The organism is Streptosporangium sp. NPDC000396 (assembly GCF_042898655.1).
In the GTDB taxonomy this organism is placed as follows: Bacteria; Actinomycetota; Actinomycetes; order Streptosporangiales; family Streptosporangiaceae; genus Streptosporangium.
In genome coordinates, this window is sequence record NZ_JBIAZA010000035.1 from 37,628 (window position 1) to 63,375 (window position 25,748).

A 25,748-nucleotide genomic window follows, 5' to 3' on the forward strand; every position below is an offset into this window, starting at 1 on the left:
GGCTACGCCTGGGCCTTCGGCTTGGCGTCCACACCCGCCTCCTTGCGCTGCTCACCGGTGATCGGGGTGGGCGCGCCGGTCAGCGGGTCGAAACCGGATGCCGTCTTCGGGAAGGCGATGACGTCGCGGATCGAGTCGCCGCCCGCGAGGAGCATGCAGATCCGGTCCCAGCCGTAGGCGATGCCGCCGTGCGGCGGCGGGCCGTACTTGAACGCCTCCAGCAGGAAGCCGAACTTGTTCTCCGCCTCCTCCTTGGAGATGCCGAGCACGTCGAAGACCCGCTGCTGCATCTCGGCCCGGTGGATACGGATCGAGCCGCCGCCGATCTCCATGCCGTTGCAGACCATGTCGTAGGCGTAGGCCAGGGCCTCGCCGGGGTGCTCGTGGAAGTTGTCGGCCCACTCGGGCTTCGGCCCGGTGAACGGGTGGTGGACCGCGGTCCAGCCGGTCTGGCGGCCGACCTCATCGTGCACGGGCTCGAACATGGGGGCGTCGACGATCCACAGGAAGCTCCACGCCGACTCGTCGATCAGGCCGCAGCGACGGCCGATCTCCAGGCGGGCCGCGCCGAGCAGGTCACGGGAGGCGGAGGCCGTACCGGCCGCGAAGAAGATCGCGTCACCGGGCTGGGCGCCGACCTTCGCGGCCAGACCGGCGCTCTCGGTCTCCGACAGGTTCTTGGCCACCGGGCCGCCGAGCGTGCCGTCCTCGCCGACGAGCACGTAGGCCAGGCCCCGGGCACCGCGCGACTTGGCCCACTCCTGCCAGCCGTCCAGCTCCTTGCGGGTCTGCGAGGCGCCACCCGGCATGACCACGGCACCCACGTACGGTGCCTGGAACACCCGGAAGGAGGTATCGGCGAAGAACTCGGTCATCTCGACCAGTTCCTGGCCGAAGCGCAGGTCCGGCTTGTCGGAGCCGTAGCGCGACATGGCCTCCCAGTAGGTCATCCGGGGCAGCGGCGTCGGCAGCTCGTAGCCGAGCGTCTCCTTCCAGATGCGGCCGATCAGCGCCTCGCCCAGCGCGATGACGTCGTCCTGGTCCACGAAGGACATCTCGACGTCGATCTGGGTGAACTCCGGCTGCCGGTCGGCGCGCAGGTCCTCGTCGCGGAAGCATCGGGCCAGCTGATAGTAGCGCTCCATGCCGGCGACCATGAGGAGCTGCTTGAACAGCTGCGGCGACTGCGGCAGCGCGTACCAGCTGCCCGGCTGGAGGCGGACGGGGACGAGGAAGTCGCGGGCGCCCTCGGGGGTGGAACGGGTCAGCGTCGGGGTCTCGATGTAGTTGAACCCGTGCTCGTTCATCACCTCGTGGGCCAGGTAGGTGGCCTTGGAGCGGATCCGCATGGCCTGCGCGATCTGCTGGCGGCGGATGTCGAGGTAGCGGTATTTGAGCCGGGCCTCCTCGGAGACGCCCGCGGCGCCCTCCACCGGGAACGGCAGCGGGGCCGACTCGCTGAGCACCTCGACCTCGGAGGCGACGACCTCGATCTCGCCGGTCGGCAGATCCAGGTTCTCGTTGCCCTCCGGACGGATCCGCACCTGTCCGACGACCTTGACGCAGTATTCGGCGCGCAGGCCGTGCGCGTCGTCCTCTTCGCGGAAGACCACCTGGGAAGAGCCGGAGGCGTCACGCAGGTCGATGAAGACCACACCGCCGTGGTCGCGGCGGCGCGCCACCCAACCGGCCAGCGTCACCTGCTGCCCCGCGTGTTCCTTACGCAGTGATCCCGCTTCGTGCGTGCGGATCATTTCTTCAGTTTCTCCTTCAGGGTCGTGATGATCTCAGCGAGTGGCACGGCGGACTGTTCGCCACTGGCCAGGTCCTTGACCTGGGCGGATCCGGCGGCGATGTCTCGCTCGCCGAGGATCACGGCGTAGCTCGCCCCGGAGCGGTCGGCGCCCTTCATTGCGCCCTTGACGCCCTTGCCGCCGAACGACATGTCGGCGTCGAGACCGGCCCGGCGCAGTTCGGTGATGAGGAGGAACATCCGGCGGCGCGCCTCCTCACCCAGCGGCACACCGTACACCTGGACGCCGGACTCGGCGTCCTCGTCCTGGAGCAGACCCTCGGCCTCCATGGCCAGGATCGTCCGGTCGACGCCGAGCGCCCAGCCGACGCTGGGCAGGGACGGACCCCCGAGCATCTCGCTCAGCCCGTCGTAGCGACCTCCGCCGCCGACCGCCGACTGCGAGCCCAGCCCGTCGTGGACGAACTCGAACGTGGTGCGCGTGTAGTAGTCCAGGCCGCGGACCAGCCGGGGCTCGTCGGTGTAGGCCACGCCGGAGGCGGTCAGCAGTGAGCGGACCTCCTCGTGGTAGGCCTTGCACGCCTCACACAGGTGATCGACGACCAGCGGCGCGTCGGCGAGCTGGGCCTGCACCTCGGGACGCTTGTCGTCGAGCACGCGCAACGGATTGATCTCGATTCGCCGGCGGGTGGGCTCGTCGAGGTCGAGCCCGCGCAGGAAGTCCTGGAGCGCGGCGCGGTAGGCGGGACGGCACTCCTTGTCGCCCAGCGTGTTGAGCAGCAGCCGCACGTTCGTCAGCCCCAGTCCGGCGTAGCCGTCGGCCGCGAGCACGATCAGCTCGGCGTCCAGCGCGGGATCCTCCGCCCCCAGGGCCTCCGCACCGACCTGCCAGAAGTGGCGGTAGCGGCCCTTCTGAGCACGCTCGTAGCGGAACTGGCTGCCGGAATACCAGAGTTTCACGGGCAGCCTGCCGTTGTGCAGGCCGTGCTGGAGGACCGCCCGCACGACCGATGCGGTGCCCTCGGGCCGCAGGGTGATGGAGCGTCCGCCCTTGTCCTCGAAGGTGTACATCTCCTTGGAGACGATGTCGGTCGACTCTCCGACCCCGCGGACGAACAGCGCGGTGTCCTCGAAGACGGGCGTCTCGATATAGCCGTAGCCCGCACGGCGTGCCGGGGCGCTCAGCGCCTCACGCACGGCGAGAACCCGCTCCGAGCGCGGTGGAAGCCAGTCAAAGGTGCCCTTGGGCGCCTGCAAAGTCATCTTTAGAGTCCCCTGGTGGGACCACGGTCGTGCCGGGGGCGCGCGAGGTCTGCGCTGGAGACCTCCGCCGCTTCCGCCAGATACGGGTTGGTGGCACGCTCGTGGCCGATCGTGGTCTGTGGTCCGTGGCCGGGAAGGACCACCGTGTCCTCCGGCAGCGGCAGGCACTTGGCGGCCAGGCTGCGCAGGATGGTCGGGTAATCACCGCCCGGAAGGTCTGTGCGGCCGATGGAGCCGGCGAACAGCAGATCGCCCGAGAACAGCACGTCCGGAGTCTCCTCGGTGCCGGGCAGCCTGAACGTCACCGACCCCCTGGTATGGCCCGGGGTGTGGTCGACCGTGAGCTCCATGCCCGCCAGCTTCAGCACCTCACCGTCGGCGAGCTCACGCACGTCGTCGGGCTCGGTGAAGGTCAGCCCCCCGAACAGCTGCTGCTGGGCCAGCAGCGACAGCCCCTTGCCCGGATCGGAGAGCAGATCGCGGTCCTCCGGGTGGATCCACGCGGGGACGTCACGTGCGCCGCAGACCGGCGCGACCGACCACATGTGGTCGAGGTGCCCATGGGTGACCAGCACCGCGACCGGCTTCAGCCGATGCTCGCGCAGCACGTCATCCAGGTCGCCGACGGCGTTCTGCCCTGGATCGACGATGACGCACTCCTCGCCTGCGGCGGGAGCGACGACGTAGCAGTTGGTCTGAAACGAGCCTGCGGGAAAGCCGGCGATGAGCATCTGCCTCAGCCGATCTCGTCAAGAATGCGGATGGGAATGTAACCGAAGGGTACCGGTGCGGGTCGGCGGGCTGCGAACCATTACCCATTGGCCGATACGATTCGCCCACCTCAATAAGTAATACTCCGGCACTCGGGAGGGCGAAGCGGTGAGCGGCAAGGACCGCCAGAAGCAGCTGGCGCGCGAGCACTACGAGCGGCAGAACCAGCGGCGCCTCGAGCGTGAGGCCAAGGCCAAGCGCAATGCGATCATCGGCACCAGCGTTGCCGTCGTGGTTGTCGTCGGCGGTGTGATCGCCGCGACGGCCCTGCTCGGAGGCAGTGACTCCACCGCCACGGCCAACCCGACGGCACAGGCCTCGGCGAACCCTTCGGCGAGCCCGTCGGAGACGGCCGCCGCGCCCACGGCCTTCGACCCCGCCAGCGGCACCTGCGGCTACGTCGCCGACGCCGACGGCGGCCCGGCCAAGAACGTGGGCATGCCCCCCGCCAAGGTGGACACCACTCCCAAGACCATGACCCTGAAGACCAACCAGGGCGACATCGTCATCGAGGTGTCCGCGAAGAAGACGCCCTGCACGGTCAACTCCTTCGCCTTCCTGGCCGGGAAGAAATACTTCAACGGCTCCAAGTGCCACCGTCTGGGCTCCGACCAGTTCCCGGTGTTGCAGTGCGGCGACCCGCTGGCCAAGGCCGACGGCAAGAACCCCACCGACGGCCAGGGCGGTCCCGGGTACCGTTTTGTCAACGAAAATCTCGAAGGCGCGAAGTACACCCGCGGCGTCGTGGCCATGGCCAACAGCGGCCCCGACACCAACGGCAGCCAGTTCTTCATCGTTTACGGCGACACCCAGCTGCCGCCGCAGTACACCCCGTTCGGTACGGTCACGAAGGGGATGGAGATCATCGACAAGGTGAACAAGGGCGGGGTCATCACTCCGGGACCTGACGGCACCGGAGCCCCGAAGGAAACTGTGGAAATCAAAAACGTGACAATGTCCGGCAAGAGCTGACGTAATACATCCAAGAGGCGGTTAGCCTCGAAAGGCTGATGAAAGTGCGGGAGGACACGGTGAGCACCGACCCGTGGGGCCGGGTAGACGACGACGGCACCGTCTACGTACGTACGGCTGAGGGAGAACGGGCCGTCGGGTCCTGGCAGGCCGGCGAACCGGAGGAGGCACTTGCCTACTTCCATCGCAAGTTCGACGAGCTGGCCGGGCAGGTCACGCTGCTGGAACAGCGGGTCCGCGGCACCGACCTGCCGCCCGCTCAGGCCGAGGCGACCATCGTCAAGCTCCGCGAGGCGATCACCGACGCGCATGCGGTCGGTGATCTCGACGCGCTGCTGAGCCGGCTGAACACCCTCACGGAGCTGGTCGCCCAGCGCCGCGAGGAGGTCAAGGCCGCTCGTGACGTGGCTCGCGCGGAGGCCAAGGGTCTCAAGGAGCGGATCGTCGCCGAGGCCGAGCGCATCGCCGACGACACCACCCACTGGAAGACCGGTGGCGAGCGGCTTCGCCAGCTCGTCGAGGAGTGGAAGGCCGCCGAGCGCATCGACCGGGTCACCGAGGCCGCGCTCTGGAAGCGGCTGTCCGCCGCCCGCACGGCCTTCGCGAAGCGGCGCAAGGCCTACTTCGCCGGGTTGGACGAGCAGCGCGAGAACGTGCGTTCCTCCAAGGAGCGCATCGTGGCCGAGGCCGAGGCACTGGCCTCCTCCACCGACTGGAGCGCCACGGCCTCGGCCTACCGTTCCCTGATGCAGCAGTGGAAGATGGCGGGCCGGGCCTCCAGGGAGGTCGAGGACGAGCTCTGGGCCCGTTTCAAGGGCGCCCAGGACCAGTTCTTCCAGGCCCGCTCGGCGGTCTTCGCCGAACGTGACGCCTCGCTCGCGGCCAACGCCGAGGTCAAGGAGCAGCTTCTGGCCGAGGCCGAGAAGATCCTCCCGGTCTCCGACGCCCGCGCCGCCAGGGCCGCCCTGCGTGCCGTCCTGGAGCGCTGGGAGGCCGCGGGCCCGGTTCCGCGCGAGCAGCGCGACCGCCTCGAAGGCGGGCTGCGCAAGATCGACGACGCGGTCCGCAAGGCCGAGGACGCCGAGTGGAAGCGCTCCAACCCCGAGGCCCGCGCTCGCGCCCAGAACACGGTCGACCAGCTCCACAAGTCGATCGAACAGCTGGAGGCCCGCCTGGCCAAGGCTCAGGCGGCCGGCAAGGACAGGGACGTGAAGGACGCCGAGGAGGCCCTGACCGCCCGCCGTTCCTGGCTGGAGGAGGCCGAGCGCACGCTCGCCGAGTTCTCCTGACGCGCTGAAGGGAGCCTGGGGACGTGCCCTGTCGCAGGGCACGCCCCCGGGCTCTTCTCATGTGCACCGCCGGGCCGCCGGCGACCCGGCCGGTCGACGACGGCGCGAATCAGGCCCCGGTCTTCACCGCAGGCCCCGCCCCAGCTCCCAGGGCATGGGGTGACGGCGCGGGGACCCCTCCGGCCGCCGAACAGGGGCCATGAGCGGGTACGGGGACCCCCTCCGGCCGTCGAGCAAAGCTGTGAGCGGTACGGAGAGCCCTGCGGTGCCGTGGTCGGTACGGGGAGCCCTCCGGCCGCTGGGCGAGGCCGTGAACCGCCCGGCCCTCCAGGGGACCGGGCGGAGACCGCTTTCCCGGGAACCGGCGGATCAGGAGCCGGCGCCGCTCACCCGATACACGTCGTAGACACCAGGGATGTTCCGTACGGCCTTCAGGACGTGACCCAGGTGCTTGGGGTCGCCCATCTCGAAGGTGAACTTGCTGATCGCCACGCGGTCCCTGGACGTCGTCACCGACGCCGACAGGATGTTCACGTGCTGGTCCGACAGGGTTCGGGTCACATCCGACAGCAGGCGCGGCCGGTCGAGCGCCTCGACCTGGAGGGCGACCAGGAACACCGAGTCGCCTCCGGCCGACCAGTCGACCTCGACCAGGCGGTCCGGCTGGGACTTCAGCTGCTCCACGTTGGGGCAGTTGGTGCGGTGGACCGACACGCCGTGCCCTCGGGTGACGAAGCCGATGATCTCGTCACCGGGCACGGGAGTGCAGCAGCGCGACAGCCGCACCCAGACGTCCGAGTCGCCCGCGACCACCACGCCCGCACCGCCGCTGCCGCGAGGACGGCCACGCAGCTTGGTCGGAACCGACGCTTCGGCGATGTCCTCCTCCGCGCCGTCCACTCCTCCGAGGGAGTGCACCAGCTTCTGCACGACCGCCTGAGCGGCTATGTGGCCCTCTCCGACGGCCGCGTAGAGCGCGGAGACATCCGGGTAGCGCAGGTCCCTGGCGAGCGCCAGGAGGGACTCTCCGGACATCAGGCGCTGCAGGGGCAGGCCCTGCTTGCGCATGGCCCGGCCGATGGCCTCCTTGCCCGCCTCGATCGCGGTCTCGCGGCGCTCCTTGGAGAACCACTGCCGGATCTTGTTGCGGGCCCGGCCGGACTTGACGAACTTGAGCCAGTCGCGCGACGGGCCGGCGTCGGGCGACTTGGAGGTGAAGATCTCCACGGTGTCGCCGTTGCCCAGGCGCGACTCCAGCGGCACCAGACGGCCGTTGACCCGGGCGCCGATGCAGCGGTGACCGACCTCGGTGTGCACGGCGTAGGCGAAGTCGACCGACGTCGCACCCTCGGGAAGGGCGATCACCTGGCCTCGCGGTGTGAAGACGTACACCTCCGAGACCGACAGGTCGAACCTGAGCGACTCCAGGAACTCGCCCGGGTCCGAGGTCTCCTTCTGCCAGTCCAGGAGCTGACGGAGCCAGGCCATGTCGCTGGCCGGCTTCAGCTTCGACCCGGGAGAGCCAGAGGTGCTCAGGTCCTCCTTGTACTTCCAGTGCGCGGCCACGCCGTACTCGGCCCTGTGGTGCATGCCGTGGGTGCGGATCTGCAGCTCCACCGGCTTGCCCTCGGGGCCGATGACCGTCGTGTGCAGCGACTGGTACATGTTGAACTTGGGCATCGCGATGTAGTCCTTGAACCGGCCGGGCACCGGGTTCCATCGCGCGTGAATCGTTCCGAGGGCGGCGTAGCAGTCACGGACCGTGTCGACCAGCACCCGGATGCCGACCAGGTCGTAGATGTCGTCGAAGGCGACATCCCTGGCGATCATCTTCTGGTAGACCGAGTAGTAGTGCTTGGGACGCCCCTTGACCACCGCGCGGATCTTGGCCTCGCGCAGGTCGCCGGAGACCTTCTCGATGACCTCCTGCAGGAACAGGTCCCTGCGCGGGGCCCGCTCCGAGACCATCCTGGCGATCTCGTCGTAACGCTTGGGGTAGAGCATGGCGAACGCGAGGTCCTCCAGCTCCCACTTGATGGTGTTCATGCCGAGCCGGTGGGCGAGCGGCGCGAAGATCTCCAGAGTCTCACGGGACTTCTGCTGCCGCTTGTGCTCGGGCAGGTAACGCATGGTGCGCATGTTGTGCAGCCGGTCGGCAAGCTTGATCACCAGCACCCGGATGTCACGGGACATCGCCACGACCATCTTGCGCACGGTCTCGGCCTGGGCGGCGTCACCGAACTTGACCTTGTCCAGCTTGGTGACGCCGTCGACCAGCAGCCCGATGTTGTCGCCGAAGTCCGAGCGCAGCTCGTCCAGGCTGTAGGCGGTGTCTTCGACGGTGTCGTGCAGCAGCGCGGCGCACAACGTCTCGTCGTCGGTGCCCAGCTCGGCCAGGATCGTCGCCACCGCCAGCGGGTGGGTGATGTAGGGGTCGCCGCTCTTGCGCTTCTGATCACGATGATGGTAGGCGGCCACATCGTAGGCACGCTCGATCAGCCGCAGGTCTGCCTTCGGATGAGTCGCGCGGACCGTCCGGAACAGCGGCTCCAGCACCGGGTTCATGGCGCCACCCCATTGTCCCCCAAAGCGTGCGAGCCTGCGCCTTACCGCAGGCCTCTCTTCGGTGGCTCCGGACATGGCGGGACCGGCATCGCCGGCCGGGACGGCCGTCTCAGGACCGCCACCGCCGGCGGTCACGTCGGGGACGACCACATCACGGGGCACTCAGACTCCTCACATTCGAGTCCAGATCCCCCAAGTGTATCCAGACCGGTTTGAGTGCTTCCCCCGGGCGGTGGGATCAGACGACCAGGAGGGAGTACAGCTCCACACCGTCCAGCCGTTCCCTGCCCTTGAGGGAAGCCAATTCCATGAGCACGGCGATGGCGACGACCTCGGCGCCCGCCCTGCGGATCAGTTCCACCGCCGCGCACGCCGTACCTCCGGTGGCGAGCACGTCGTCGACGATCAGAACCCGATCGCCCGGGGCGAAGGCGTCCTGGTGGACTTCGATGGTGGCGGAACCGTACTCCAAATCGTAGGACGCCTCAAGCGTCTCGGAAGGCAGTTTGCCTTTCTTGCGCACCGGAACGAATCCCGCGCCGGCCTTGTAGGCGGCCGGAGCGGCCAGGATGAAACCGCGGGCCTCGATACCGACGATCTTGTCCACCTTGTGGAGGCCGGAAAGCTCGTCCACCACCGCGGCGAACGCCTCCGGGTCGGCGAGCAGGGGCGTGATGTCCTTGAACAGCACTCCGGGCTGGGGGTAGTCGGGCACGTCACGGATCCGGTCCAGGATCAGCTGGCGCATGTCACTCATGGTCACGTTCCTCCAAGGAAAACGCCCCCGCCCCCGGGAAGGGAGCGGAGGCGTCATCTTTCTGGTCTACTTCTTCTTGTCGCGCTTGTCACTGTCGGCCGGCGAGCCGTTGGCGGCCCCCGCCGTCACCGGCTGACGGCCACCCTTGGGGGCGGGCCCGGCCCCGTTGCCACGGGCGGCGAGCTTGCGGGCGATCGCCTGGTAGCGCGGCTCGCGCTCCTTCAGCGTGACCAGCATCGGCGTCGCCACACACAGGGAGGAGTATGTGCCGACGATCATGCCGACGAACAGGGCCAGCGACAGGTCCTTCAGCGTGCCCGCGCCGAACAGCGTGGTGCCGATGAACAGGATCGCGGCCACCGGCAGGATCGCCACCAGGGTGGTGTTCAGCGACCGGATCAGCGTGTGGTTCAGCGCGTTGTTGGCCGCCTGGGTGTAGGTCATCTTGGAGGTCGTGCCGAGCTTGGCGGTGACCTCCTTGATCATGTCGAACACGACGACCGCGTCGTAGAGCGAGTAACCGAGAATCGTCAGGAAGCCCAGCAGGGTCGCCGGGGTGACCTCGAAGCCGGACCAGGCGTAGACGCCGGCGGTGATCACCAGGTCGTGGAAGAGCGCCACGATGGCGGACAGCGCCATCTTCCACTCGAAGGCCACCGTCAGATACAGGATGATCGCCAGCATGAAGACGATCAAGCCGACGATGGCCTTGTCCGCCACCTGACCGCCCCAGGAGGCGCCGATGACCTGGAGGGTGACCTGGTTCTGCGGCAGGCCGAACTCCTGGGCCGCGCCCTTCTGAACCTTGGTGACCTCCTCGGCCGGCATGCTCGCGGTGGTCACCCGCCAGCCGTTGTTGGTCTCCTGCACGATGACCTGGTGCGCCCCGGCGTCGGCGAAGGTGCCGCGCACCTGCTCGATCGTGGCGGACGGGGCCTTGAAGGAGAACACCGACCCGCCCTTGAACTCCACGCCGAGGTTCAGGCCGTTGTTGATGATCAGACCTGCGATGGAGATCACCAGCAGGAAGGCCGAAAGGCCGTACCAGAGTTTCCTGCGCCCGACGAAGTCGACGTCGACCTCGCCGCGATACAGCCTCCGTGCGATGCCGGACATCAGGCCTCCTGCGGAACGGACTTGGAACCGGCGACGGCCTCGCTGCTCATCCGCTCGGCGTCGAGACCGGAGAGCTTGTGGCCCTTGGCGAAGAATTTTCTCCTGGCCAGCAGCGCGACAAACGGCTTGGTGAACATGAACACCACGACGATGTCGATGAGGGTGGTCAGGCCCATCGCGAACGCGAAGCCCGCCACACCGCCGACCGCCAGGAAGTACAGCACCACGGCGGCGATGAACATGACCGCGTCCGCGATCAGGATCGTCCGCCGGGCACGGACCCAGGCGACCTCGACGGCCGTCCGCAGCGAGCGGCGGCCTTCCTTCATCTCGTCACGGATGCGCTCGAAGTAGACGATGAACGAGTCGGCTGTGATACCGATCGAGACGATCAGACCGATGATGTGCGGCAGCGACAGGCGGAAGCCCGCGAACGCCCCCAGCAGCACCACGGACTCGTAGGTCAGGATCGACGCCACCACGAGGCTCAGCACCGAGACGATGCCCAGGCCCCGGTAGTAGAGCATCGAGTAGATCAGCACCAGGCCGAGACCGATGGCACCGGCGATCAGACCGCCACGGAGCTGGTCGGCGCCCAGGGTGGAGGAGACCTCGTCGATGGAGCTCTTCTCGAACTTCAGCGGCAGCGCGCCGTACTTGAGCTGGTTGGCCAGCGCGTCGGCCGTCACCTGGGTGAAACCGCCGGAGATCTGGGCCCGGCCGCCGGTGATGGGCTCCTGGATGACCGGCGCGGAGATGACCACACCGTCCAGGACCATGGCGATCTGGTTGCGCGGAGGCTGCGAGTTGAAGGCCGTGGTGGTGACCTTCGACCACTGGTCCGGACCCTGGCCCTTGAAGGCCAGCTGGACGAGCCACTCACCGGTGGTCTGCTCCACACCGGCGGACGCGCTCGCGATCGAGGTGCCGGTCACGGCCGCCTTGTCGAGCACGTATTTGACGCTGCCGTCCTGGCTGCAGCCGACGAACTGCTTGTCCGGCGCGTCCTGGACGCCCTGGCCCTTGTGCTTGGAGCAGTCGAGCGTCTGGAACTGCTTGAGCACCGCCGAGTCGATCCCCGTCGTGTCCACGCCCGCCAGCGGGTCGTTGGACGGGGCCGTCGGCTGCGCCGAAGGAGCGGCGCTCTGGCTCGGCTTGGCCGACGGGTTCTTGTTCGGCTTGGCCGCCGGCTGCTGGCTCGGCTTGGCCGACGGGGCCGTGTTCCCGCTCGGCTTGGCCGAGGGGGCGGGCGTGGCGGCCGGGCTCGGGTTGGTGAGCGCCGAGGTCAGGGCGCGACCGGCGGGTGAGCCGGTCGGGCTCGGCGTGGCGGCCTGCGTCGGCTTGGAAGTCGTGGAGTTGCCGCTCTTGGCCGCCGGGGAGGGCTTGCCGCTGGGGGTGGCCGACGGTGTCGGAGCCTGGGTGGGCATCTGCCCGGGAGGCGCGGGTGACCCGTCCGTGATCGCCATCACCTGACGGAATCGCAGCTCCGCCGTGGTGCCGACCAGCTTGACAACTTCCTCCTGGCCAACTCCGGGAACGGAGATGACGATGTTGTCACCGGATTTGGCAACCTCGGCGTCGGAGATGCCGCTGCCGTTCACCCGGTCACGGATGATGTTCACGGCCAGGTCGAGGCTCTCCTGGGAGGGAGCGCCGCCGTTCGGCGTGACGGGCTGCAGCGTCACTGTCGTGCCGCCGGCGAGGTCGAGGCCATATTCCGGGGTGTATGCCTTGTTCAGGAACATCACCCCGCTCATGGCGAAAATGAGCGCCAGGAGCACCAGGAGCATGCGCCCCGGTCTGCTCTGGCCGCTGGTCGGTCGGGCCACTGGTCGTCAGTTCTTTCGGCTATAGGGGATGGTCGGTGAGCCTGCTCATGACTTCTTGGTCGTCGAGTCCTGATCGTCACCGTGCGGCTTCGCGTTCTCCACCACAGTGTCGTCCACGGCGTCGGCGGGCTGGACGCTCTCGTCCTCCGCGTCGTCGAGGGGGGTCAGCACGCGGCCAATCGCGGCCTTGACCCAGCGGGTCTCGACACCGGGAGCGATCTCCAGGATCACATCGTCGGCGTCAATCTCCACCACGGTCGCGAAAAGCCCGGTCGTGGTCATGACACGGGTCCCCGGGGTCAGGGTGTTCTGCATCTGGGCCTGCTCTTGCTGCCGCTTTCGCTGCGGCCGGATGAGCAGGAAGTAGAACACCACGACCATCAGGGCGATCATGATGAGGCTCGAATAGTTGCCGCCCATGGGGCCGCTCCTTCGCTTAAGAATGATCGGCATGGCGCCGGACGTCACACGCGGCCACGCCGCTCAGCACGTCAGCCTACACAGCCAGCCAAGCCACGGAGTTTAGGCGAGCTGTTAGGGCGCGGCAACGAGGTCACGAATCGGCACACGGGGAAGTTCCCATTTCGATACCGTTGTCACCGATCTGTGATCAACTTTGTACGGTTTCCCCACTAAACCCCAACGTCAGGCCGATCCCAGATCTTCCTCGAGATCGACGACCATCGAGGCGCCGAACGCGTCCGGCGGTGGCGTGAGACCGAGGTGAACCCAGGCCGCGGCCGTCGCGACCCTGCCCCGGGGGGTGCGGGCCAGCAGGCCCTGACGCACCAGGAACGGCTCGGCGACCACCTCGACCGTCTCGGGCTCCTCGCCCACGGCGACCGCCAGCGTGGACAGTCCCACCGGGCCTCCGCCGAACTTGCGCAGCAACGCCTCAAGCACCGCCCGGTCCAGCCGGTCCAGTCCTTCGGCGTCGACCTCATAGAGGTTCAGCGCCGCCGAGGCGACGTCCCTGGTGACCACTCCGCCGGCCCGAACCTCGGCGAAGTCCCGGACCCGGCGCAGCAGCCGGTTGGCGATGCGGGGCGTGCCCCGGGACCGCCCGGCGATCTCGTGCGCCGCGTCGCCGGGAAGCTCCAGGCCGAGCAGCCGCGCCGAGCGGTTCAGCACCTGCTCCAGCTCGGCGACCTCGTAGAAGTCCATGTGCGCGACGAACCCGAACCGGTCACGCAACGGCGCGGGCAGCAGCCCGGCCCGGGTGGTGGCTCCGACCAGGGTGAACGGCGCGACCTCCAGCGGGATCGCGGTCGCCCCCGGCCCCTTGCCCACCACGATGTCGACGCGGAAGTCCTCCATCGCGAGATAGAGCATCTCCTCAGCCGGGCGAGCCATCCGGTGGATCTCGTCGATGAAGAGGACCTCCCCCTCCGAGAGCGTCGACAGGATGGCCGCGAGGTCACCCGCCCGCTCCAGCGCCGGCCCCGAGGTGATCCTGATCGGCACGGAGAGCTCGGTTGCGATGATCATGGAGAGGGTCGTCTTGCCCAGGCCGGGGCCGCCGCTCATCAGCACGTGGTCCGGCGGCCGGTTGCGCCGCAGCGCGCTCTGCAGCACCAGCGACAGCTGTTCGCGCACCCTCGCCTGGCCGATGAACTCATCCAGCCGCCTGGGCCGCAGCGCCGCCTCGATCAGCCGCTCGTCGCCCTCGGCGTCCGGTGACACCAGATCCCGATCGAAGCTCACGCCACGCCATCCTCACTGACCCGGGCCCAGAGGCGGAAGGTCGTCAACTCGCCGAATCCGCCGCGTCCCGACGAGATCCGCATCGTGAACCTCTCTCTCACCGGACACTCAGCAGGCGAAGCGCGGCCTTGAGCAATGCCGCCACCTGCGGGGAGCGGCCCTGCGCCACCTCGGCGTCGGCCTGGGAGGCGACGGCGGCCACGGCCTCGTCGGCGTCTCTGGCCGAATAACCGAGACCCACCAGACCGGAGTGCACCTGGTCACGCCAGGCCGGCGCGACCGCGCTGCCGTTGAGCGCGGCGTTGACGGCCTCTTCAGGCGTGCCGAGCTTGTCCTTGAGGTCGACGATGATCCGCTGGGCGCCCTTGGGCCCCACACCGGGAACCCTGGTCAGCGCCTTGACGTCGGCGGCGGCCACGGCCATCCGGAGCGCGTTGGGCGTGTGGACGGCCAGCATCGCCAGCGCGACCTTGGGACCGACCCCGTTGGCCGTCTGCAGCATCTCGAAAACCCCGCGCTCGTCGTCGCTCGCGAAGCCGAACAAGGTCAGCGAGTCTTCGCGGACCACGAGCGAGGTGGCCAGCCGGGCCTCCTCCCCCGTCCTGAGGGTCGCCAGCGTGCCCGGCGTGCAGTGAACCAGCACGCCCACCCCGCCGACCTCGACCACCGCCCCGTCAGGCGCGATCGCGGTCACCTGTCCCCGCACCGAGGCGATCACTTTGTGGTTCCTCTCGAATATCGGGCCCGGCCCAGCCCGCGGAAGTAGGCGGCGGCGGTCGTCCCCTGCCCGGTCTCGGCCCTGGCGACCGCCTCCGCCAGCCGGCTCTGGGCTCCGCCCCGCCACACGTGGCAGATCGCGAGCGCGAGCGCGTCGGCGGCGTCGGCGGGCTTGGGCATCTCGTCCAGCCGCAGCAGCCGGGTCACCATGGTTCCCACCTGCTGCTTGTCGGCCGTTCCGCTGCCGGTGATCGCGGCCTTGACCTCGGACGGCGTGTGCAACGCCACCGGCAGGCCCCGGCGGGACGCGCACAGGATCGCCACGGCCGACGCCTGCGCGGTGCCCATCACGGTTCTGAGGTTGTGCTGGGCGAAGACCCGCTCCACGGCCACCGCGTCAGGCTCGATCTCGTCGAGCCACCGCTCGATGCCCGCCTCGATCGCCACCAGCCGAGCCCCGATCTCGTCGTCGGCCGGAGTCCGCACGACGCCGACCTTGAGCAGCTTGAGCGGCGCTCCGGGCCGCCCCTCGACCGCCCCGAGCCCGCACCGGGTCAGCCCCGGGTCGACCCCCATCACCCGCAGCTCGGGCAACCGCACCGACACGCCTCCGCTCGCCGAACATCTGTTCGGTGCCAGACTCTACCGCCTGGGAGCACACCGCGCACGGCTACCTCACACCGCACGTCAGAAGTAGTCGAGCATGTGGGGCGTGGCGTGGAAGACCGCGTCGAGGGCCTCGTCGCCGTCCTCCGGGCCGGTGAGGATCCCGGAGCGGCGCAGGGTGGCCGCCGGGATCCCCGCGAACAGGGCCGAGAAGGCACCGGCGGTGAAGGTGGGGATGGGTCCCGGCTGGGCTCCGGCGGGCTCGGCCGTACCGGATCCGCCGGAGACGGACAGGTGCCAGGGGCCGGAATTGGCGGGGCGCTCGGGATCGTCGACCTGGATCACCGCGTCGAACGTCACACCCGCGGGGAAACCGCGCCCGGCGACGGCCGCGGCGAGGTCGACGACGCGGAACATCCAGCGGGCCTGCCTGACCTCGTCCTTGGAACGGTCGCCGATCAGCCAGAACACCGGGTCGTCCGGGGCGACGACCGCCTGGACCGACTTGGCGGTGGAGGCGGACGAGCCGATCAGCGACCACAGGGCCCGGGCCGTGGCCTCCGACCCCGCGACGAGGTTGCCCACCTCGATGTCGCCCTCGTCGCTCCAGCGGTAGATCACGAAGCCGTCGTCGGCCAGGTAGAGGAAGTCGTCCTTTCTCTCCAGCCACAGGCGCCAGGACCGCTCGTCCCGGCAGACGGGGCCGGAGGCCCGGGTGCCGGCGTGGACACGGCCGAGGATCCCGATCACCTCGGCGGCGTCGCCGGGGCCCATGCGGCGGAGTTTGACCTGCTCGCTGAGCCTGATCGCACGCAGCGCCTCGGTGGGCAGGGTGGCCCGGTGCATGGCACCGGCGTGCTCCCAGCCGAGCGAGCGGTAGATGGGGGTGGTGGTCGGGTAGAGCGCCGAGATCGGATGCCCCAGGTCCGCGCAACGGCCGAGGGTGGCCCGCAGCAGCGTCCGGCCGACACCTCGTCCCCGGTCCTCGGGGGCGACGGTCACCGAGGCGACGCCGCCCATGGACATCGGCCTGCCGTGCCACCACTGGGTGAAGTCGTTGATCCGGCTCGTCGCGACCAGGCGGGGGCCGTCCACGACGCCGAGGTATCTCCCCTCCGCGAGCACCGGGACGACCAGCTTGCGCCAGGTCTCCACATCGCTCTCGGACAGGGGCCCGAAGGCGCGCTTACGGTTGTCCAGCACCGCGTCGAGGTCCTCGACCGTCAAATCACGTAGCTCCACGGTGACCCAACCTAGGCAGGAACGGCCCGCGAAGGCGAATCGGGTTCCGCGGGCATCCGGGCCGCCGGTTCCGTGGCTTCATGTCCGGGTCCCCCGCCCTGCCGCGCGGGCGGAGCGCCGACCGGACGCCGGAGCGCCCGCCTCCCCGGGAAGGCGGGCGCTCCGGACACGGTCAGGCCTCGAGCTTCTCCAGAACCTCGTCGGACACGTCGAAGTTGGCCCAGACGTTCTGGACGTCGTCGCTGTCTTCGAGGGCGTCGATCAGCCTGAAGACCTTGCGCGCGCCGTCCTCGTCGAGCGGGACGTTCAGCGTCGGCAGGAAGCTGGACTCGGCGGAGTCGTAGTCGATCCCGGCGGCCTGCAGGGCCTTCCGGACCGGCACGAGGTCGGTGGCCTCGCAGACGACCTCGAACTGGTCACCCAGATCGTTGACCTCGTCGGCGCCCGCGTCGAGGACCGCGGTCAGCACGTCGTCCTCGGACAGCTCGCCCTTGGGGACGAGCACGACGCCCTTGCGGTTGAACATGTAGGACACCGAGCCGGGGTCGGCCAGGGAGCCGCCGTTGCGGGTCAGGGCGACACGGACCTCGGAGGCCGCGCGGTTGCGGTTGTCGGTCAGACACTCGATCAGCACCGCGACGCCACCGGGGGCGTAGCCCTCGTACATGATGGTCTGCCAGTCGGCACCACCGGCTTCGAGGCCGCCGCCGCGCTTGCGGGCACGCTCGATGTTGTCGATCGGGACGGAGCTCTTGCGCGCCTTGGTGATGGCGTCGTACAGCGTCGGGTTGCCGTCCGGGTCGGGGCCGCCGGTCCGGGCCGCGACCTCGATGTTCTTGATGAGCTTGGCGAACAGCTTGCCCCGCTTCGAATCAAGCGCGGCCTTCTTGTGCTTCGTCGTCGCCCATTTGGAGTGGCCGGACATCGCCTAGAACTCCCTCACCATCTCAACAAAAAATGAATGCACACCGACATCTCCGGTAAGTTCCGGGTGGAAGGATGTGGCGAGCAGCGGTCCTTGGCGGACCGCGACGATCCTATCCCCAGCTTCGGCCTTAGCCAGCACTTCAACATCGGAACCGACAGATTCCACCCACGGGGCGCGGATGAAGACCGCCCGCAACGCGCCGCGACCGGCGAAGTCGATGTCGGCTTCGAAGGAGTCGACCTGGCGGCCGAAGGCGTTGCGGCGGACCACCATGTCGATGCCGCCGATCGTCTGCTGGCCCTCGATGCCGCCCTCGATCCGGTCGGCCAGCATGATCATGCCGGCGCAGGAGCCGTAGGCGGGCATGCCGCTCTTGATCCTCAACCGCAGCGGCTCAAGCAGTTCGAAGGTCTCGGCGAGCTTCCACATCGTGGTGGACTCCCCGCCGGGGATGACCAACGCGTCGACCGCCTCCAGCTCGCCGGGGCGCCGTACGGGCACGGCCTTCGCCCCCGCCGCTTCGAGCGAGCGCACGTGCTCGCGCACGTCTCCCTGGAGGGCGAACACACCGATCGTCGGGGCGATGGTCACCAGTGGTCCTTTCAAAGGGGTTGAAATGCCCCTTTAGCGTATGGCCACTCCATCGCTCGCCCCAAACCGGATCGAGCCGCGCGACGCCGTACGGCGACGCGGCGAGGACGGACGCGAGCGCCGGCCCGGAGAACAGCCCGGAGAACGGAAAGAGGGCGGCGCCTTCCAGACGCCGCCCCGGTGAGGGGAACCCGGTGAAGGGGAACGATCAGGGACGCTTGGTCTCCAGGTCCACGGTCTCCTGGATCTGGTCGATCTCGGGGGTCCGGGCGACCGACGGCTCAAGCGGGCGCAGGTAGGTCTGCCGGACGCCCGGAATCTGGTCCTCGATCACGAAGGTCGCCTTGGTGTGCGCCTCGGCACCGGCCTGCGTGACATGCGGGAGCACCTTGAAGTCCGCGGTGAGCAGCTCCCGGTCGATCCGGGTGATCACGTAACCGCGCTGGTTGTTGTAGAACTTCAGGGTTATCTAGCAAGGAAGTCCGGGCCTTCATGCCCGTGTGGGGAATCGCTTCCCGCCTCCACCCGGACGTTAGTTCGGGCGTTTCTGGTTTTCGACGTATCCCTCGGTGATCGATAGTGGTGCGCCTGCGCAGGAAGCAGCGAAGTGGGACGAGGACCAGAAACGCCCATCCCACAGATGCCTGCGAACATGCGCGTCGTACTCCTTGCGCGACGGCCACGCCGATACTTGGGGATGAAGATCAAATGCACGTGCAAGGCGTAGGCCAGGGTCTGGCTTCGGCGAATATCGGGGTGGATTCCCAACGCGGCGACATGGGCTGAATGTTAGTTTGCTCGATATGCGGCTGGTGGTGCAGGTGAGACTCCTGCCGACGCCCGAGCAGGCGACGGCGTTGGAAGCGACCCTGCGCGCGTGCAACGACGCCGCCAACTTTGCCTCGGCCATCGCGTTCACCAGCGGAGCCCGGCGCGAGTACTCCCTACGCAAGCACACTTATGGCGCATTGAAGGCGCGTGGCCTGGGGGCGCAGGCAGCCCAGCAGGTGATCAAGAAGGTCGCCCACGCCTACACCACCCTCAAGGCCCGCCTCACAGGCGGCACCTACGGGCCACGCGAGTCAGCACGGCGAGCGGCGATCGAGAGCAAGCCGATCACCTTCCGCGCCGATGCCGCACAGCCGTTCGACGACCGGTGCCTGTCATGGGACCACAGCACCCATACCGTGTCGATCTGGACCACCGCCGGGCGGCTGAAAAAGGTCGCGTTCACCGGCTCGGCGGCCCAGCTCACCCAGCTGGCCATCCACCGCAAGGGCGAAACCGACCTGATCCACCGCGACGGCAAGTGGTTTTTGTACGCCACCTGCAACCTGCCCGACGTGCCGGTCACTGAGCCGGACGGGTTCGTGGGCGTGGATCTGGGCATCGTCAACATCGCCACCACCAGCGACGGGACCAGGCATGCCGGCAAGGGCCTCAACGCTCACCGGCATCGCCAGCGCCAACTGCGCCGCCGCCTGCAGCGTAAGGCCACCAAGTCCGCCAGACGGCTCCTCAAGAAGCGCCGCCGCAAGGAAGCACGCTTCGCCGCTGACACCAACCATCGCATCGCCAAGTGCATCGTGACCGAGGCAGAACGCACCGGACGCGGGATCGCCCTGGAAGACCTCCAGGGCATCCGCGACCGGGTACGGCTCCGCAAGCCCCAGCGGGTCACGCTGCATTCGTGGAGCTTCCACCAACTCGGGAGCTTCATCGCCTACAAGGCCGCCCGCGTCGGCGTCGCTGTTATCCGCGTCGATCCGGCCTACACCTCACAAGCGTGTTCGGCCTGCGGCCACGTGGACAAGAAGAACCGGTCTGACCAGGAAACCTTCACCTGCACGTCGTGCGGCTTCGCTGAGCATGCCGACGTCAACGCCGCCCGTAACATCGCCGCACGCGGTGTCATGGGCTGGGCAGTGAGTCACGCTGCCGACGACGCGGCCCGAACCGTATCCGCCAGGTACGGCGAGGAGTTGCAAGCTCGGTCGTTTATGACTGGGAAGCTGACGTGCGGGTTGATGGTACGGAGTGAACTTCTCCGGTCATGAGAAAGGCGGCATCCTTCACGGATGCCGCCTTCCCCGAAATTTCCTACCAGCCGCGCTCGGCAAGGCGGTGCGGGACCGGGATGTCGTCGACGTTGATGCCGACCATGGCCTCGCCCAGGCCTCGGGAGACCTTGGCCAGGACGTCCGGGTCGTCGTAGAAGGTGGTGGCCTTGACGATCGCGGCGGCGCGCTGAGCCGGGTTGCCGGACTTGAAGATGCCCGAGCCGACGAACACGCCCTCGGCGCCGAGCTGCATCATCATCGCGGCGTCGGCCGGGGTGGCGATGCCACCGGCGGTGAAGAGCACGACGGGCAGCTTGCCGGTCCTGGCGACCTCGGCGACCAGCTCGTACGGCGCCTGCAGCTCCTTGGCCGCGACGTACAGCTCGTCCTCGGGCAGCGAGGACAGGCGCCTGATCTCGTCGCGGATCTTGCGCATGTGGGTGGTGGCGTTGGAGACGTCACCGGTGCCGGCCTCGCCCTTGGAGCGGATCATCGCCGCACCCTCGGTGATGCGGCGCAGCGCCTCACCCAGGTTGGTCGCGCCGCAGACGAAGGGCACGGTGAACTTCCACTTGTCGATGTGGTTGGCGTAGTCGGCCGGGGTGAGCACCTCGGACTCGTCGATGTAGTCGACGCCGAGCGCCTGCAGGACCTGCGCCTCGACGAAGTGGCCGATGCGGGCCTTGGCCATGACCGGGATCGAGACGGCGCTGATGATGCCGTCGATCATGTCGGGGTCGCTCATCCGGGAGACGCCACCCTGCGCGCGGATGTCGGCGGGAACCCGCTCCAGCGCCATGACGGCGACCGCACCGGCGTCCTCGGCGATCTTCGCCTGCTCGGGCGTGACGACGTCCATGATGACGCCGCCCTTGAGCATCTCTGCCATACCGCGCTTCACCCGGGCGGTTCCGGTGACGGCGGTCTCGGTGACTTCGGGCGTGCTGCTGGACACGGTCTCTACCTCACGACGGCTGGTTGCGGATCACGGGCCGTCCGCGAGGGCGGCCACCACTCATCCATGGTAGGCGCTGATCAGCATGCCCTCTTACACACCATATTGTCGCCTTCAGGCGATCTTCTTGGACATCGTGTAGGGCCCGGGACCGCCCGAGATCAGGGAATCACCGGCTTGGGGGCGGCCAGGACCACCCACACCTGGCCGGGGGCGAAGTTCATCGGCTCCCCCGTCTCGGTGGTGAAGACGGTGCCGTCCTCCTCCGTCTCGCGCGACCACCTGGCCTTGAACGCCTTCCCCTCGCGGAGCACCAGCGCCCTGCCCTTGCCGACGGTGTGAACCAGGGGCGTGTAGCTCTGGTTCTTGTCGTGGAACTCCGAACGCTCGGTCTTCGCGTACTGCACGACGATCGTGGGCGCGCCCAGCTGGCCGCCCTCGGCGGCCATGTCCTTCTTCCCGTCCTGCCAGACCAGCCACTTCCCCTGGGCCTGCGACCAGCCGAAGGTGAAGCGGGCCGCCGGATACTTCACGTTGAACATCTTCTTGGGCACGCCTCCCTCGGGGGCGTCGCCGAAGGTGAAGCCGATGTCCTTGGCCTTGCTCGCCTTGGGCGCCTGGGTCAGCAGCTGCCTGGTGTTGGCGAACAGGTTGTAGGGCGCGTAGCGGCCGGGCTGGCGGAAGTAGGCGCCCGGGGCCCTGCTGTCGGAGACGTCGAAGAGCGACGCCGCCTGAACCTTGGGGATCATCTTGGTCTGCACACCCGAGTAGGCCAGGGCCGGCTTGCCGAACTGCGGAAGGATGTGCAGGTCGGAGATCCGGGCACTGCGGACCGGGCCTATCTTGGCCGGGATCTTCGAAGAGAAGATCGCCATGATGCGTGTCAGGCCCGCCTCGACCTGCTCGACGTAGACGATGTCGGCGCTCTTGAGGCCGAGTTGCGGCTTGCCCGCCGAGGTGTTCTCGATCTTCGCGGCGAGCACGGGCCTGCGGGCGGAGCCGGGAAGCCCGGTGAAGGGGTGGGCAGGCTCCGGGGTCGGGGTCGGGTCCGCCGGCGGGGGCGTGGCCGCCTGCGCGTTCTTTCCCGGAGCGGGCTCGTCGGAGGAGCAGGCCGCGGCCGGGGCAAGAACGGCCACTCCCGCCAGTGTGACGGCGATCATCCGGGGCACCCGCACGGCTCATCTCCTCAAATCGGCCACGAAACGCCCATGAGCTTACCTGTGCCCGACTTACCGGATATCCCGCTTTGAGGATGACCCTATTCGGCGGCGAGAGCCTGCGGAGGCGCGTCGTCGATCTCGAAGAAGCTGGGGTACTCCGTGTATCCGGCCAGTCGCAACGTGCGGGCCAGCCAGCGGCGCTGAGCGGTGCGAGTCACGGCGACGGCGTTGTTGTAGAAGCGGCGGGCGTAGAGCACCTTGGCCACCGCGGCGCCGAGCTCCTCCAGCAGGTCCGGGCCTGCCGGAGTCGCGGCCAGCCGATCGCGGAAGCGCTCCTGGTCGACCACGGCCCGCAACGTGCGCGACAGGTCGCTTTCGGCGTGCTCGCGCTCCTCGGGCCCCGCCGTACGGGCCTCGTGAGCCGCTGCGGCCAGCACCAGGCTCGTCGCCGGATCCAGCAGCCGGGAGGCGGCCAGCTCCAGGCAGACGGCGGTCCGCCGGACCAGAGCGGCGTCCAGGGACTCGCGGGCCAGCTCCAGCCGGATGTGCAACCGGTCCAGCCGGCCCGCCCGCCAGGAGATGTAGACGGCCATGAGCAGCACGAGCGCGCCCACCACCAGGATCAGCGTGGTCGTCACGGCGTGTCGTCCTCCTGCACCCCCACCGTGCTCGCCACGGTCTCGTAGACGCGGAGAACATCCCGGGCGACCGTGGACCAGTCGTATTTCCGTACGGCCTGGCGGGCCTCCTGCGAGAGCTTGGCCCGGCGCTCGGGATCGTCGAGCAGCTCGGCCGCCTGGCGGGCGAGCGACCCGGCGTCGCCGGTCGTGAAAAGCGCCCCGGCCTGGCCCTCGCCGAGCACCTTGCGGAAGGCCGGGATATCGCTGGCCAGGATCGCGGCGCCGGCCGACATCGCCTCGGTGAGCACGATGCCGAAGCTCTCCCCACCCAGGTTGGGCGCGCAGAAGACGTCCACCGAGTGGTAGGCGCGCACCTTGTCCTCCTCGCTGACCATGCCGAGCAGGCCGATCCGGTCGTGGAACCGGGCCGGAACCTTCTCCAGCACCTCCTGCTCGTCGCCGGGCCCGGCGATGAGCAGGCGAAGCTTGGGCCGCTCGGCGGCCAGCAGGGCGAAGGCCTCCAGCAACACCGGAAGGCCCTTGCGCGGCTCGTCCATGCGGCCGAGGAAGCCGATCACCTCGCCCTCGTCCCAGCCGGGAAGGGGCTCGGCATGGGAGTAACGGCCGACCGTCACCCCGTTGGGGATGAGCACGGCGTCACCGCCGATGAACTCCACCAGGGTCTTCCTGGCCGCGTCCGAAACCGCGATCCGAGCGGTGATCTTCTCCAGCGCGCTCATGATCACAGGAGACGCGACCGAGAACGCGCGCGAGCGCCCGTAGGAGGCGTGGAAGGTGGCCACGATCGGCCCCTTGGCCACCCAGCAGGCCAGCAACCCCACCGAGGGGATGAACGGCTCGTGCACGTGCAGGACGTCGAAGCCGCCCTCACGCACCCAGCGGCGCACCCGGTTGGCCGACAGGAACCCGAACGACATCCTGGCTATCGACCCGTTGAAGGGCACGGGGACCGCACGGCCCACCGAGGTCACGTAGGCGGGCAGCGCCGCGTCGTCGCCCGCAGGCGCGATCACCTGAACCTGGTGACCGTCTTCGATCAGGGCCTCGGCGAGGTCGCGGATGTGCACCTGGACACCGCCCGGCACGTCCCACATGTAGGGACAGACAATGCCGATCCTCATGGCTCCCTCACCACTCCTCGCTCACTTCGCGGAGAGCTTGCTTCGCCGCGCTCTCCACTCCGCTCGCTGCGTCGGGTTCGGACAGCTCCCATGGCTCCCTCACCCACGTGGCTCCAAGTCCTCGAGCCAGAGCCGCTGCAGCATGTGCCAGTCTTCGGGGTGCTCGGCGATGCCCTTCTCGAAGACGGTGGCCAGGCTCTGCACGGCGGCGGCCACCTTCTCCTTCTTGGTGCCCTCGGCGGGAACGACGATCTCCTCGTGGAAGTGGAGTCCCCAGTCGCGCCCCTGGAAATAGAGGGTCACCGGGATCAGCGCGGCCCCGGTGTGCACCGCCAGCATGCCCGGTCCGGCGGGCATGCGCGTGGCCGAGCCGAAGAACTGGACCTCCACGCCCTTGGCGGTCAGGTCCCGCTCGGCGGGCAACGCGACCGGGCGGCCGGCCCGCAGCCGCTGCGACAGGGTGCCGAAGGTGTGGCCGTCACCACCGGTGAGCGGCAGCACCTCCATGCCCAGCCCCTCGCGGAAGGCGGTGTATCGGTGAAACAGCGACTCGGGCTTGAGCCGCTCGGCGACCGTGGTGAACGGATATCCCTTCGCGGCGAACCAGGCGCCCGCCTGGTCCCAGTTGCCCATGTGCGGCAGCGCGAGGATCACGCCCCGGCCCCCGGCGAGGGTCTCGTAGACCGCCTCGTCCCCGATGACGTGCATGCGGGAGAGGATCTCTCCGGCGGACATGGAGGGCAGCCGGAACACCTCGTGGAAGTAGCGGAAGTAGGAGCGCATGCCCTCGCGGCTCAGCGCCCGGATCACCGGGTCGTCCGGCGAGGTGCCCTTGACGCGGGCGAGGTTGGCCTCCAACCGGAGCACCGACTTGCCGCGGCGCTTCCACAGCCGGTCGGCGATCGCCCGGAAGGCCCAGGCCGTGAGACGTTCGGGAAGGCGGGGGACGATCGTCCAGCCGGCGCCGAACCCGGCCGCGACGAGACGATCCTTAAGGGACGGCTTGTCGTTCATCGCTCTCCCGATCAGCGGAGGGTCTGGGGCGGGGCGGAGACAGCCTGGCGGTAGACGTGCAGCAGCCGCTGGCCGACCGTGAACACGCTCGCGGCGGCGAGCAGCCAGAGCCCCACGGCCAGGATGTACGGCACGCCGAGACCCCCCAGACCGGCCGAGACCAGGACCACGACCAGCCGCTCAGGCCGTTCGGCGAGGCCGACGTCGCACGTCATGCCCAGCCCTTCGGCCCTGGCCTTGACATAGGACACCAGTGCCCCGGCCACGAGGCAGAACAACGCGACCCCGGCCAGCACTCGCTGGCCGCTCACCATGAACCAGATCACCAGTCCCGAGAAGATCCCGGCGTCGCCCGCCCGGTCGAGGGTGGAGTCGAGAAAAGCCCCCCAGACGCTCCCCGGCCCCGTCATCCTGGCCATGACCCCGTCGAGGAGATCCGCCAGCACGAAAAACGTGATCACCACTGTGCCGGGGAACAACTCTCCCCGGGGATAGAAGAAGAGGGCTGCGGCGACGGTGCCGAGTGTGCCGGCCGCGGTGACCACGTTGGGGCTGATCCCCCGGCGGGCGAGTGCCCTGCCCAAGGGGGTCAAGACTCGGGTGACGGCTGGGCGCAGAAGTTTCAGCATCGCGGTCTGATCGTAGGCCACGCGGCTGGTGAGCGCGCAGCCAACGCTCCGCCATCGGATTACCC

General features: G+C 68.8%; 25 protein-coding genes. 3 read left to right on the forward strand and 22 right to left on the reverse strand.

Annotated features, from left to right (window positions below; all coding sequences use genetic code 11):
- Positions 1 to 2: 2 nt before the first annotated feature.
- From aspS to ACFY2X_RS39200, 3 genes are read right to left on the reverse strand one after another with little or no spacing between them, the layout of a single operon-like run.
- Complete coding sequence (aspS, locus tag ACFY2X_RS39190; protein WP_389948149.1) at positions 3 to 1,754, reverse strand: aspartate--tRNA ligase; 1,752 nt, start codon at positions 1,752 to 1,754, stop codon at positions 3 to 5.
- Positions 1,751 to 3,016 (reverse strand): histidine--tRNA ligase, encoded by a 1,266-nt coding sequence (gene hisS, locus ACFY2X_RS39195; RefSeq protein WP_389948150.1) that lies wholly within the window; start codon positions 3,014 to 3,016, stop codon positions 1,751 to 1,753. The genes aspS and hisS overlap by 4 nt, the downstream gene beginning before the upstream one ends.
- A gap of 2 nt (positions 3,017 to 3,018) precedes the next feature.
- The gene (locus ACFY2X_RS39200; protein ID WP_389948151.1) at positions 3,019 to 3,747 is read right to left on the reverse strand and encodes an MBL fold metallo-hydrolase; all 729 of its coding nucleotides are present in this window, start codon (positions 3,745 to 3,747) and stop codon (positions 3,019 to 3,021) included.
- 148 nt (positions 3,748 to 3,895) lie between these two features.
- On the opposite strand from ACFY2X_RS39200, the gene ACFY2X_RS39205 reads away from it, so the two are divergent.
- Positions 3,896 to 4,759, forward strand: coding sequence for a peptidylprolyl isomerase (locus tag ACFY2X_RS39205; protein ID WP_389948152.1), 864 nt, complete (start codon positions 3,896 to 3,898; stop codon positions 4,757 to 4,759).
- Positions 4,760 to 4,797: 38 nt separating this feature from the next.
- Positions 4,798 to 6,048, forward strand: a complete 1,251-nt coding sequence (locus tag ACFY2X_RS39210; protein WP_389948153.1) for a DUF349 domain-containing protein — start codon at positions 4,798 to 4,800, stop codon at positions 6,046 to 6,048.
- 369 nt (positions 6,049 to 6,417) lie between these two features.
- On the opposite strand, the gene ACFY2X_RS39215 is transcribed toward ACFY2X_RS39210, so the two are convergent.
- From ACFY2X_RS39215 to ACFY2X_RS39275, 13 genes are all read right to left on the reverse strand, one after another.
- Positions 6,418 to 8,613 (reverse strand): RelA/SpoT family protein, encoded by a 2,196-nt coding sequence (locus ACFY2X_RS39215; protein WP_389948154.1) that lies wholly within the window; start codon positions 8,611 to 8,613, stop codon positions 6,418 to 6,420.
- A 238-nt stretch (positions 8,614 to 8,851) separates the two neighbouring features.
- Positions 8,852 to 9,370, reverse strand: coding sequence for an adenine phosphoribosyltransferase (locus ACFY2X_RS39220; RefSeq protein WP_389948155.1), 519 nt, complete (start codon positions 9,368 to 9,370; stop codon positions 8,852 to 8,854).
- A 66-nt stretch (positions 9,371 to 9,436) separates the two neighbouring features.
- Positions 9,437 to 10,486 (reverse strand): protein translocase subunit SecF, encoded by a 1,050-nt coding sequence (secF, locus tag ACFY2X_RS39225; RefSeq protein WP_389948156.1) that lies wholly within the window; start codon positions 10,484 to 10,486, stop codon positions 9,437 to 9,439.
- Positions 10,486 to 12,276, reverse strand: coding sequence for a protein translocase subunit SecD (secD, locus tag ACFY2X_RS39230; protein WP_389948157.1), 1,791 nt, complete (start codon positions 12,274 to 12,276; stop codon positions 10,486 to 10,488). Before secD ends, secF begins: the two co-directional genes overlap by 1 nt.
- Positions 12,277 to 12,360: 84 nt before the next feature.
- Positions 12,361 to 12,735 (reverse strand): preprotein translocase subunit YajC, encoded by a 375-nt coding sequence (gene yajC / locus ACFY2X_RS39235; protein WP_389948158.1) that lies wholly within the window; start codon positions 12,733 to 12,735, stop codon positions 12,361 to 12,363.
- Between the two features lie 225 nt (positions 12,736 to 12,960).
- Positions 12,961 to 14,019: a Holliday junction branch migration DNA helicase RuvB gene (gene ruvB / locus ACFY2X_RS39240; protein ID WP_389948159.1), complete on the reverse strand. Its 1,059-nt coding sequence runs from the start codon at positions 14,017 to 14,019 to the stop codon at positions 12,961 to 12,963.
- 97 nt (positions 14,020 to 14,116) lie between these two features.
- Entirely contained in the window at positions 14,117 to 14,737 is a 621-nt protein-coding gene (gene ruvA, locus ACFY2X_RS39245) for a Holliday junction branch migration protein RuvA (protein ID WP_389948160.1), read from the reverse strand.
- The gene (gene ruvC / locus ACFY2X_RS39250; protein ID WP_389948238.1) at positions 14,734 to 15,321 is read right to left on the reverse strand and encodes a crossover junction endodeoxyribonuclease RuvC; all 588 of its coding nucleotides are present in this window, start codon (positions 15,319 to 15,321) and stop codon (positions 14,734 to 14,736) included. The genes ruvA and ruvC overlap by 4 nt, the downstream gene beginning before the upstream one ends.
- Positions 15,322 to 15,423: 102 nt before the next feature.
- A complete protein-coding gene (gene eis / locus ACFY2X_RS39255; RefSeq protein ID WP_389948161.1) occupies positions 15,424 to 16,584 on the reverse strand; it encodes an enhanced intracellular survival protein Eis in 1,161 nt (386 codons plus the stop codon).
- Positions 16,585 to 16,756: 172 nt separating this feature from the next.
- Complete coding sequence (locus ACFY2X_RS39260; RefSeq protein WP_389948162.1) at positions 16,757 to 17,509, reverse strand: YebC/PmpR family DNA-binding transcriptional regulator; 753 nt, start codon at positions 17,507 to 17,509, stop codon at positions 16,757 to 16,759.
- A gap of 3 nt (positions 17,510 to 17,512) precedes the next feature.
- On the reverse strand, positions 17,513 to 18,103 hold the full coding sequence (gene pdxT, locus ACFY2X_RS39265) for a pyridoxal 5'-phosphate synthase glutaminase subunit PdxT (protein WP_389948163.1): 591 nt from the start codon (positions 18,101 to 18,103) through the stop codon (positions 17,513 to 17,515).
- A 208-nt stretch (positions 18,104 to 18,311) separates the two neighbouring features.
- On the reverse strand, positions 18,312 to 18,536 hold the full coding sequence (locus ACFY2X_RS39270; RefSeq protein ID WP_389948164.1) for a hypothetical protein: 225 nt from the start codon (positions 18,534 to 18,536) through the stop codon (positions 18,312 to 18,314).
- Between the two features lie 99 nt (positions 18,537 to 18,635).
- Positions 18,636 to 19,013: a transposase gene (locus ACFY2X_RS39275; protein WP_389948165.1), complete on the reverse strand. Its 378-nt coding sequence runs from the start codon at positions 19,011 to 19,013 to the stop codon at positions 18,636 to 18,638.
- Here ACFY2X_RS39275 and ACFY2X_RS39280 point away from each other — a divergent pair.
- Positions 18,907 to 20,160 carry an RNA-guided endonuclease InsQ/TnpB family protein gene (locus ACFY2X_RS39280; protein ID WP_389948166.1) on the forward strand — a complete coding sequence of 418 codons (1,254 nt, stop codon included), beginning with the start codon at positions 18,907 to 18,909 and terminating at the stop codon, positions 20,158 to 20,160. The two genes, ACFY2X_RS39275 and ACFY2X_RS39280, sit on opposite strands and share 107 nt — an antisense overlap.
- A gap of 43 nt (positions 20,161 to 20,203) precedes the next feature.
- Here ACFY2X_RS39280 and pdxS read toward each other — a convergent pair whose 3' ends face one another.
- The 6 genes from pdxS to pgsA form a co-directional block, all read right to left on the reverse strand.
- Complete coding sequence (pdxS, locus tag ACFY2X_RS39285; protein ID WP_389948167.1) at positions 20,204 to 21,118, reverse strand: pyridoxal 5'-phosphate synthase lyase subunit PdxS; 915 nt, start codon at positions 21,116 to 21,118, stop codon at positions 20,204 to 20,206.
- Positions 21,119 to 21,279: 161 nt separating this feature from the next.
- Entirely contained in the window at positions 21,280 to 22,293 is a 1,014-nt protein-coding gene (locus ACFY2X_RS39290) for a DUF3048 domain-containing protein (protein ID WP_389948168.1), read from the reverse strand.
- 83 nt (positions 22,294 to 22,376) lie between these two features.
- Positions 22,377 to 22,916 (reverse strand): hypothetical protein, encoded by a 540-nt coding sequence (locus ACFY2X_RS39295; protein ID WP_389948169.1) that lies wholly within the window; start codon positions 22,914 to 22,916, stop codon positions 22,377 to 22,379.
- Complete coding sequence (locus ACFY2X_RS39300) at positions 22,913 to 24,040, reverse strand: glycosyltransferase family 4 protein (protein ID WP_389948170.1); 1,128 nt, start codon at positions 24,038 to 24,040, stop codon at positions 22,913 to 22,915. The genes ACFY2X_RS39295 and ACFY2X_RS39300 overlap by 4 nt, the downstream gene beginning before the upstream one ends.
- A 99-nt stretch (positions 24,041 to 24,139) precedes the next feature.
- Entirely contained in the window at positions 24,140 to 25,054 is a 915-nt protein-coding gene (locus ACFY2X_RS39305; protein ID WP_389948171.1) for a phosphatidylinositol mannoside acyltransferase, read from the reverse strand.
- 11 nt (positions 25,055 to 25,065) lie between these two features.
- A complete protein-coding gene (gene pgsA / locus ACFY2X_RS39310; RefSeq protein ID WP_389948172.1) occupies positions 25,066 to 25,683 on the reverse strand; it encodes a phosphatidylinositol phosphate synthase in 618 nt (205 codons plus the stop codon).
- Positions 25,684 to 25,748: the final 65 nt, after the last annotated feature.

Coding starts and splice junctions, on each gene's coding strand:
- secD (WP_389948157.1), bottom strand. CDS start 12,276: ATGCTCCTGGTGCTCCTGGCGCTCATTTTCGCCATGAGCGGGGTGATG.
- ACFY2X_RS39260 (WP_389948162.1), bottom strand. CDS start 17,509: ATGTCCGGCCACTCCAAATGGGCGACGACGAAGCACAAGAAGGCCGCG.
- secF (WP_389948156.1), bottom strand. CDS start 10,486: ATGTCCGGCATCGCACGGAGGCTGTATCGCGGCGAGGTCGACGTCGAC.
- ACFY2X_RS39300 (WP_389948170.1), bottom strand. CDS start 24,040: ATGAGGATCGGCATTGTCTGTCCCTACATGTGGGACGTGCCGGGCGGT.
- aspS (WP_389948149.1), bottom strand. CDS start 1,754: ATGATCCGCACGCACGAAGCGGGATCACTGCGTAAGGAACACGCGGGG.
- ACFY2X_RS39280 (WP_389948166.1), top strand. CDS start 18,907: ATGCGGCTGGTGGTGCAGGTGAGACTCCTGCCGACGCCCGAGCAGGCG.
- ACFY2X_RS39215 (WP_389948154.1), bottom strand. CDS start 8,613: ATGAACCCGGTGCTGGAGCCGCTGTTCCGGACGGTCCGCGCGACTCAT.
- ACFY2X_RS39210 (WP_389948153.1), top strand. CDS start 4,798: ATGAAAGTGCGGGAGGACACGGTGAGCACCGACCCGTGGGGCCGGGTA.
- hisS (WP_389948150.1), bottom strand. CDS start 3,016: ATGACTTTGCAGGCGCCCAAGGGCACCTTTGACTGGCTTCCACCGCGC.
- ACFY2X_RS39275 (WP_389948165.1), bottom strand. CDS start 19,013: ATGGCCGAGGCAAAGTTGGCGGCGTCGTTGCACGCGCGCAGGGTCGCT.
- ACFY2X_RS39220 (WP_389948155.1), bottom strand. CDS start 9,370: ATGAGTGACATGCGCCAGCTGATCCTGGACCGGATCCGTGACGTGCCC.
- ACFY2X_RS39200 (WP_389948151.1), bottom strand. CDS start 3,747: ATGCTCATCGCCGGCTTTCCCGCAGGCTCGTTTCAGACCAACTGCTAC.
- yajC (WP_389948158.1), bottom strand. CDS start 12,735: ATGGGCGGCAACTATTCGAGCCTCATCATGATCGCCCTGATGGTCGTG.
- pgsA (WP_389948172.1), bottom strand. CDS start 25,683: ATGCTGAAACTTCTGCGCCCAGCCGTCACCCGAGTCTTGACCCCCTTG.
- ACFY2X_RS39305 (WP_389948171.1), bottom strand. CDS start 25,054: ATGAACGACAAGCCGTCCCTTAAGGATCGTCTCGTCGCGGCCGGGTTC.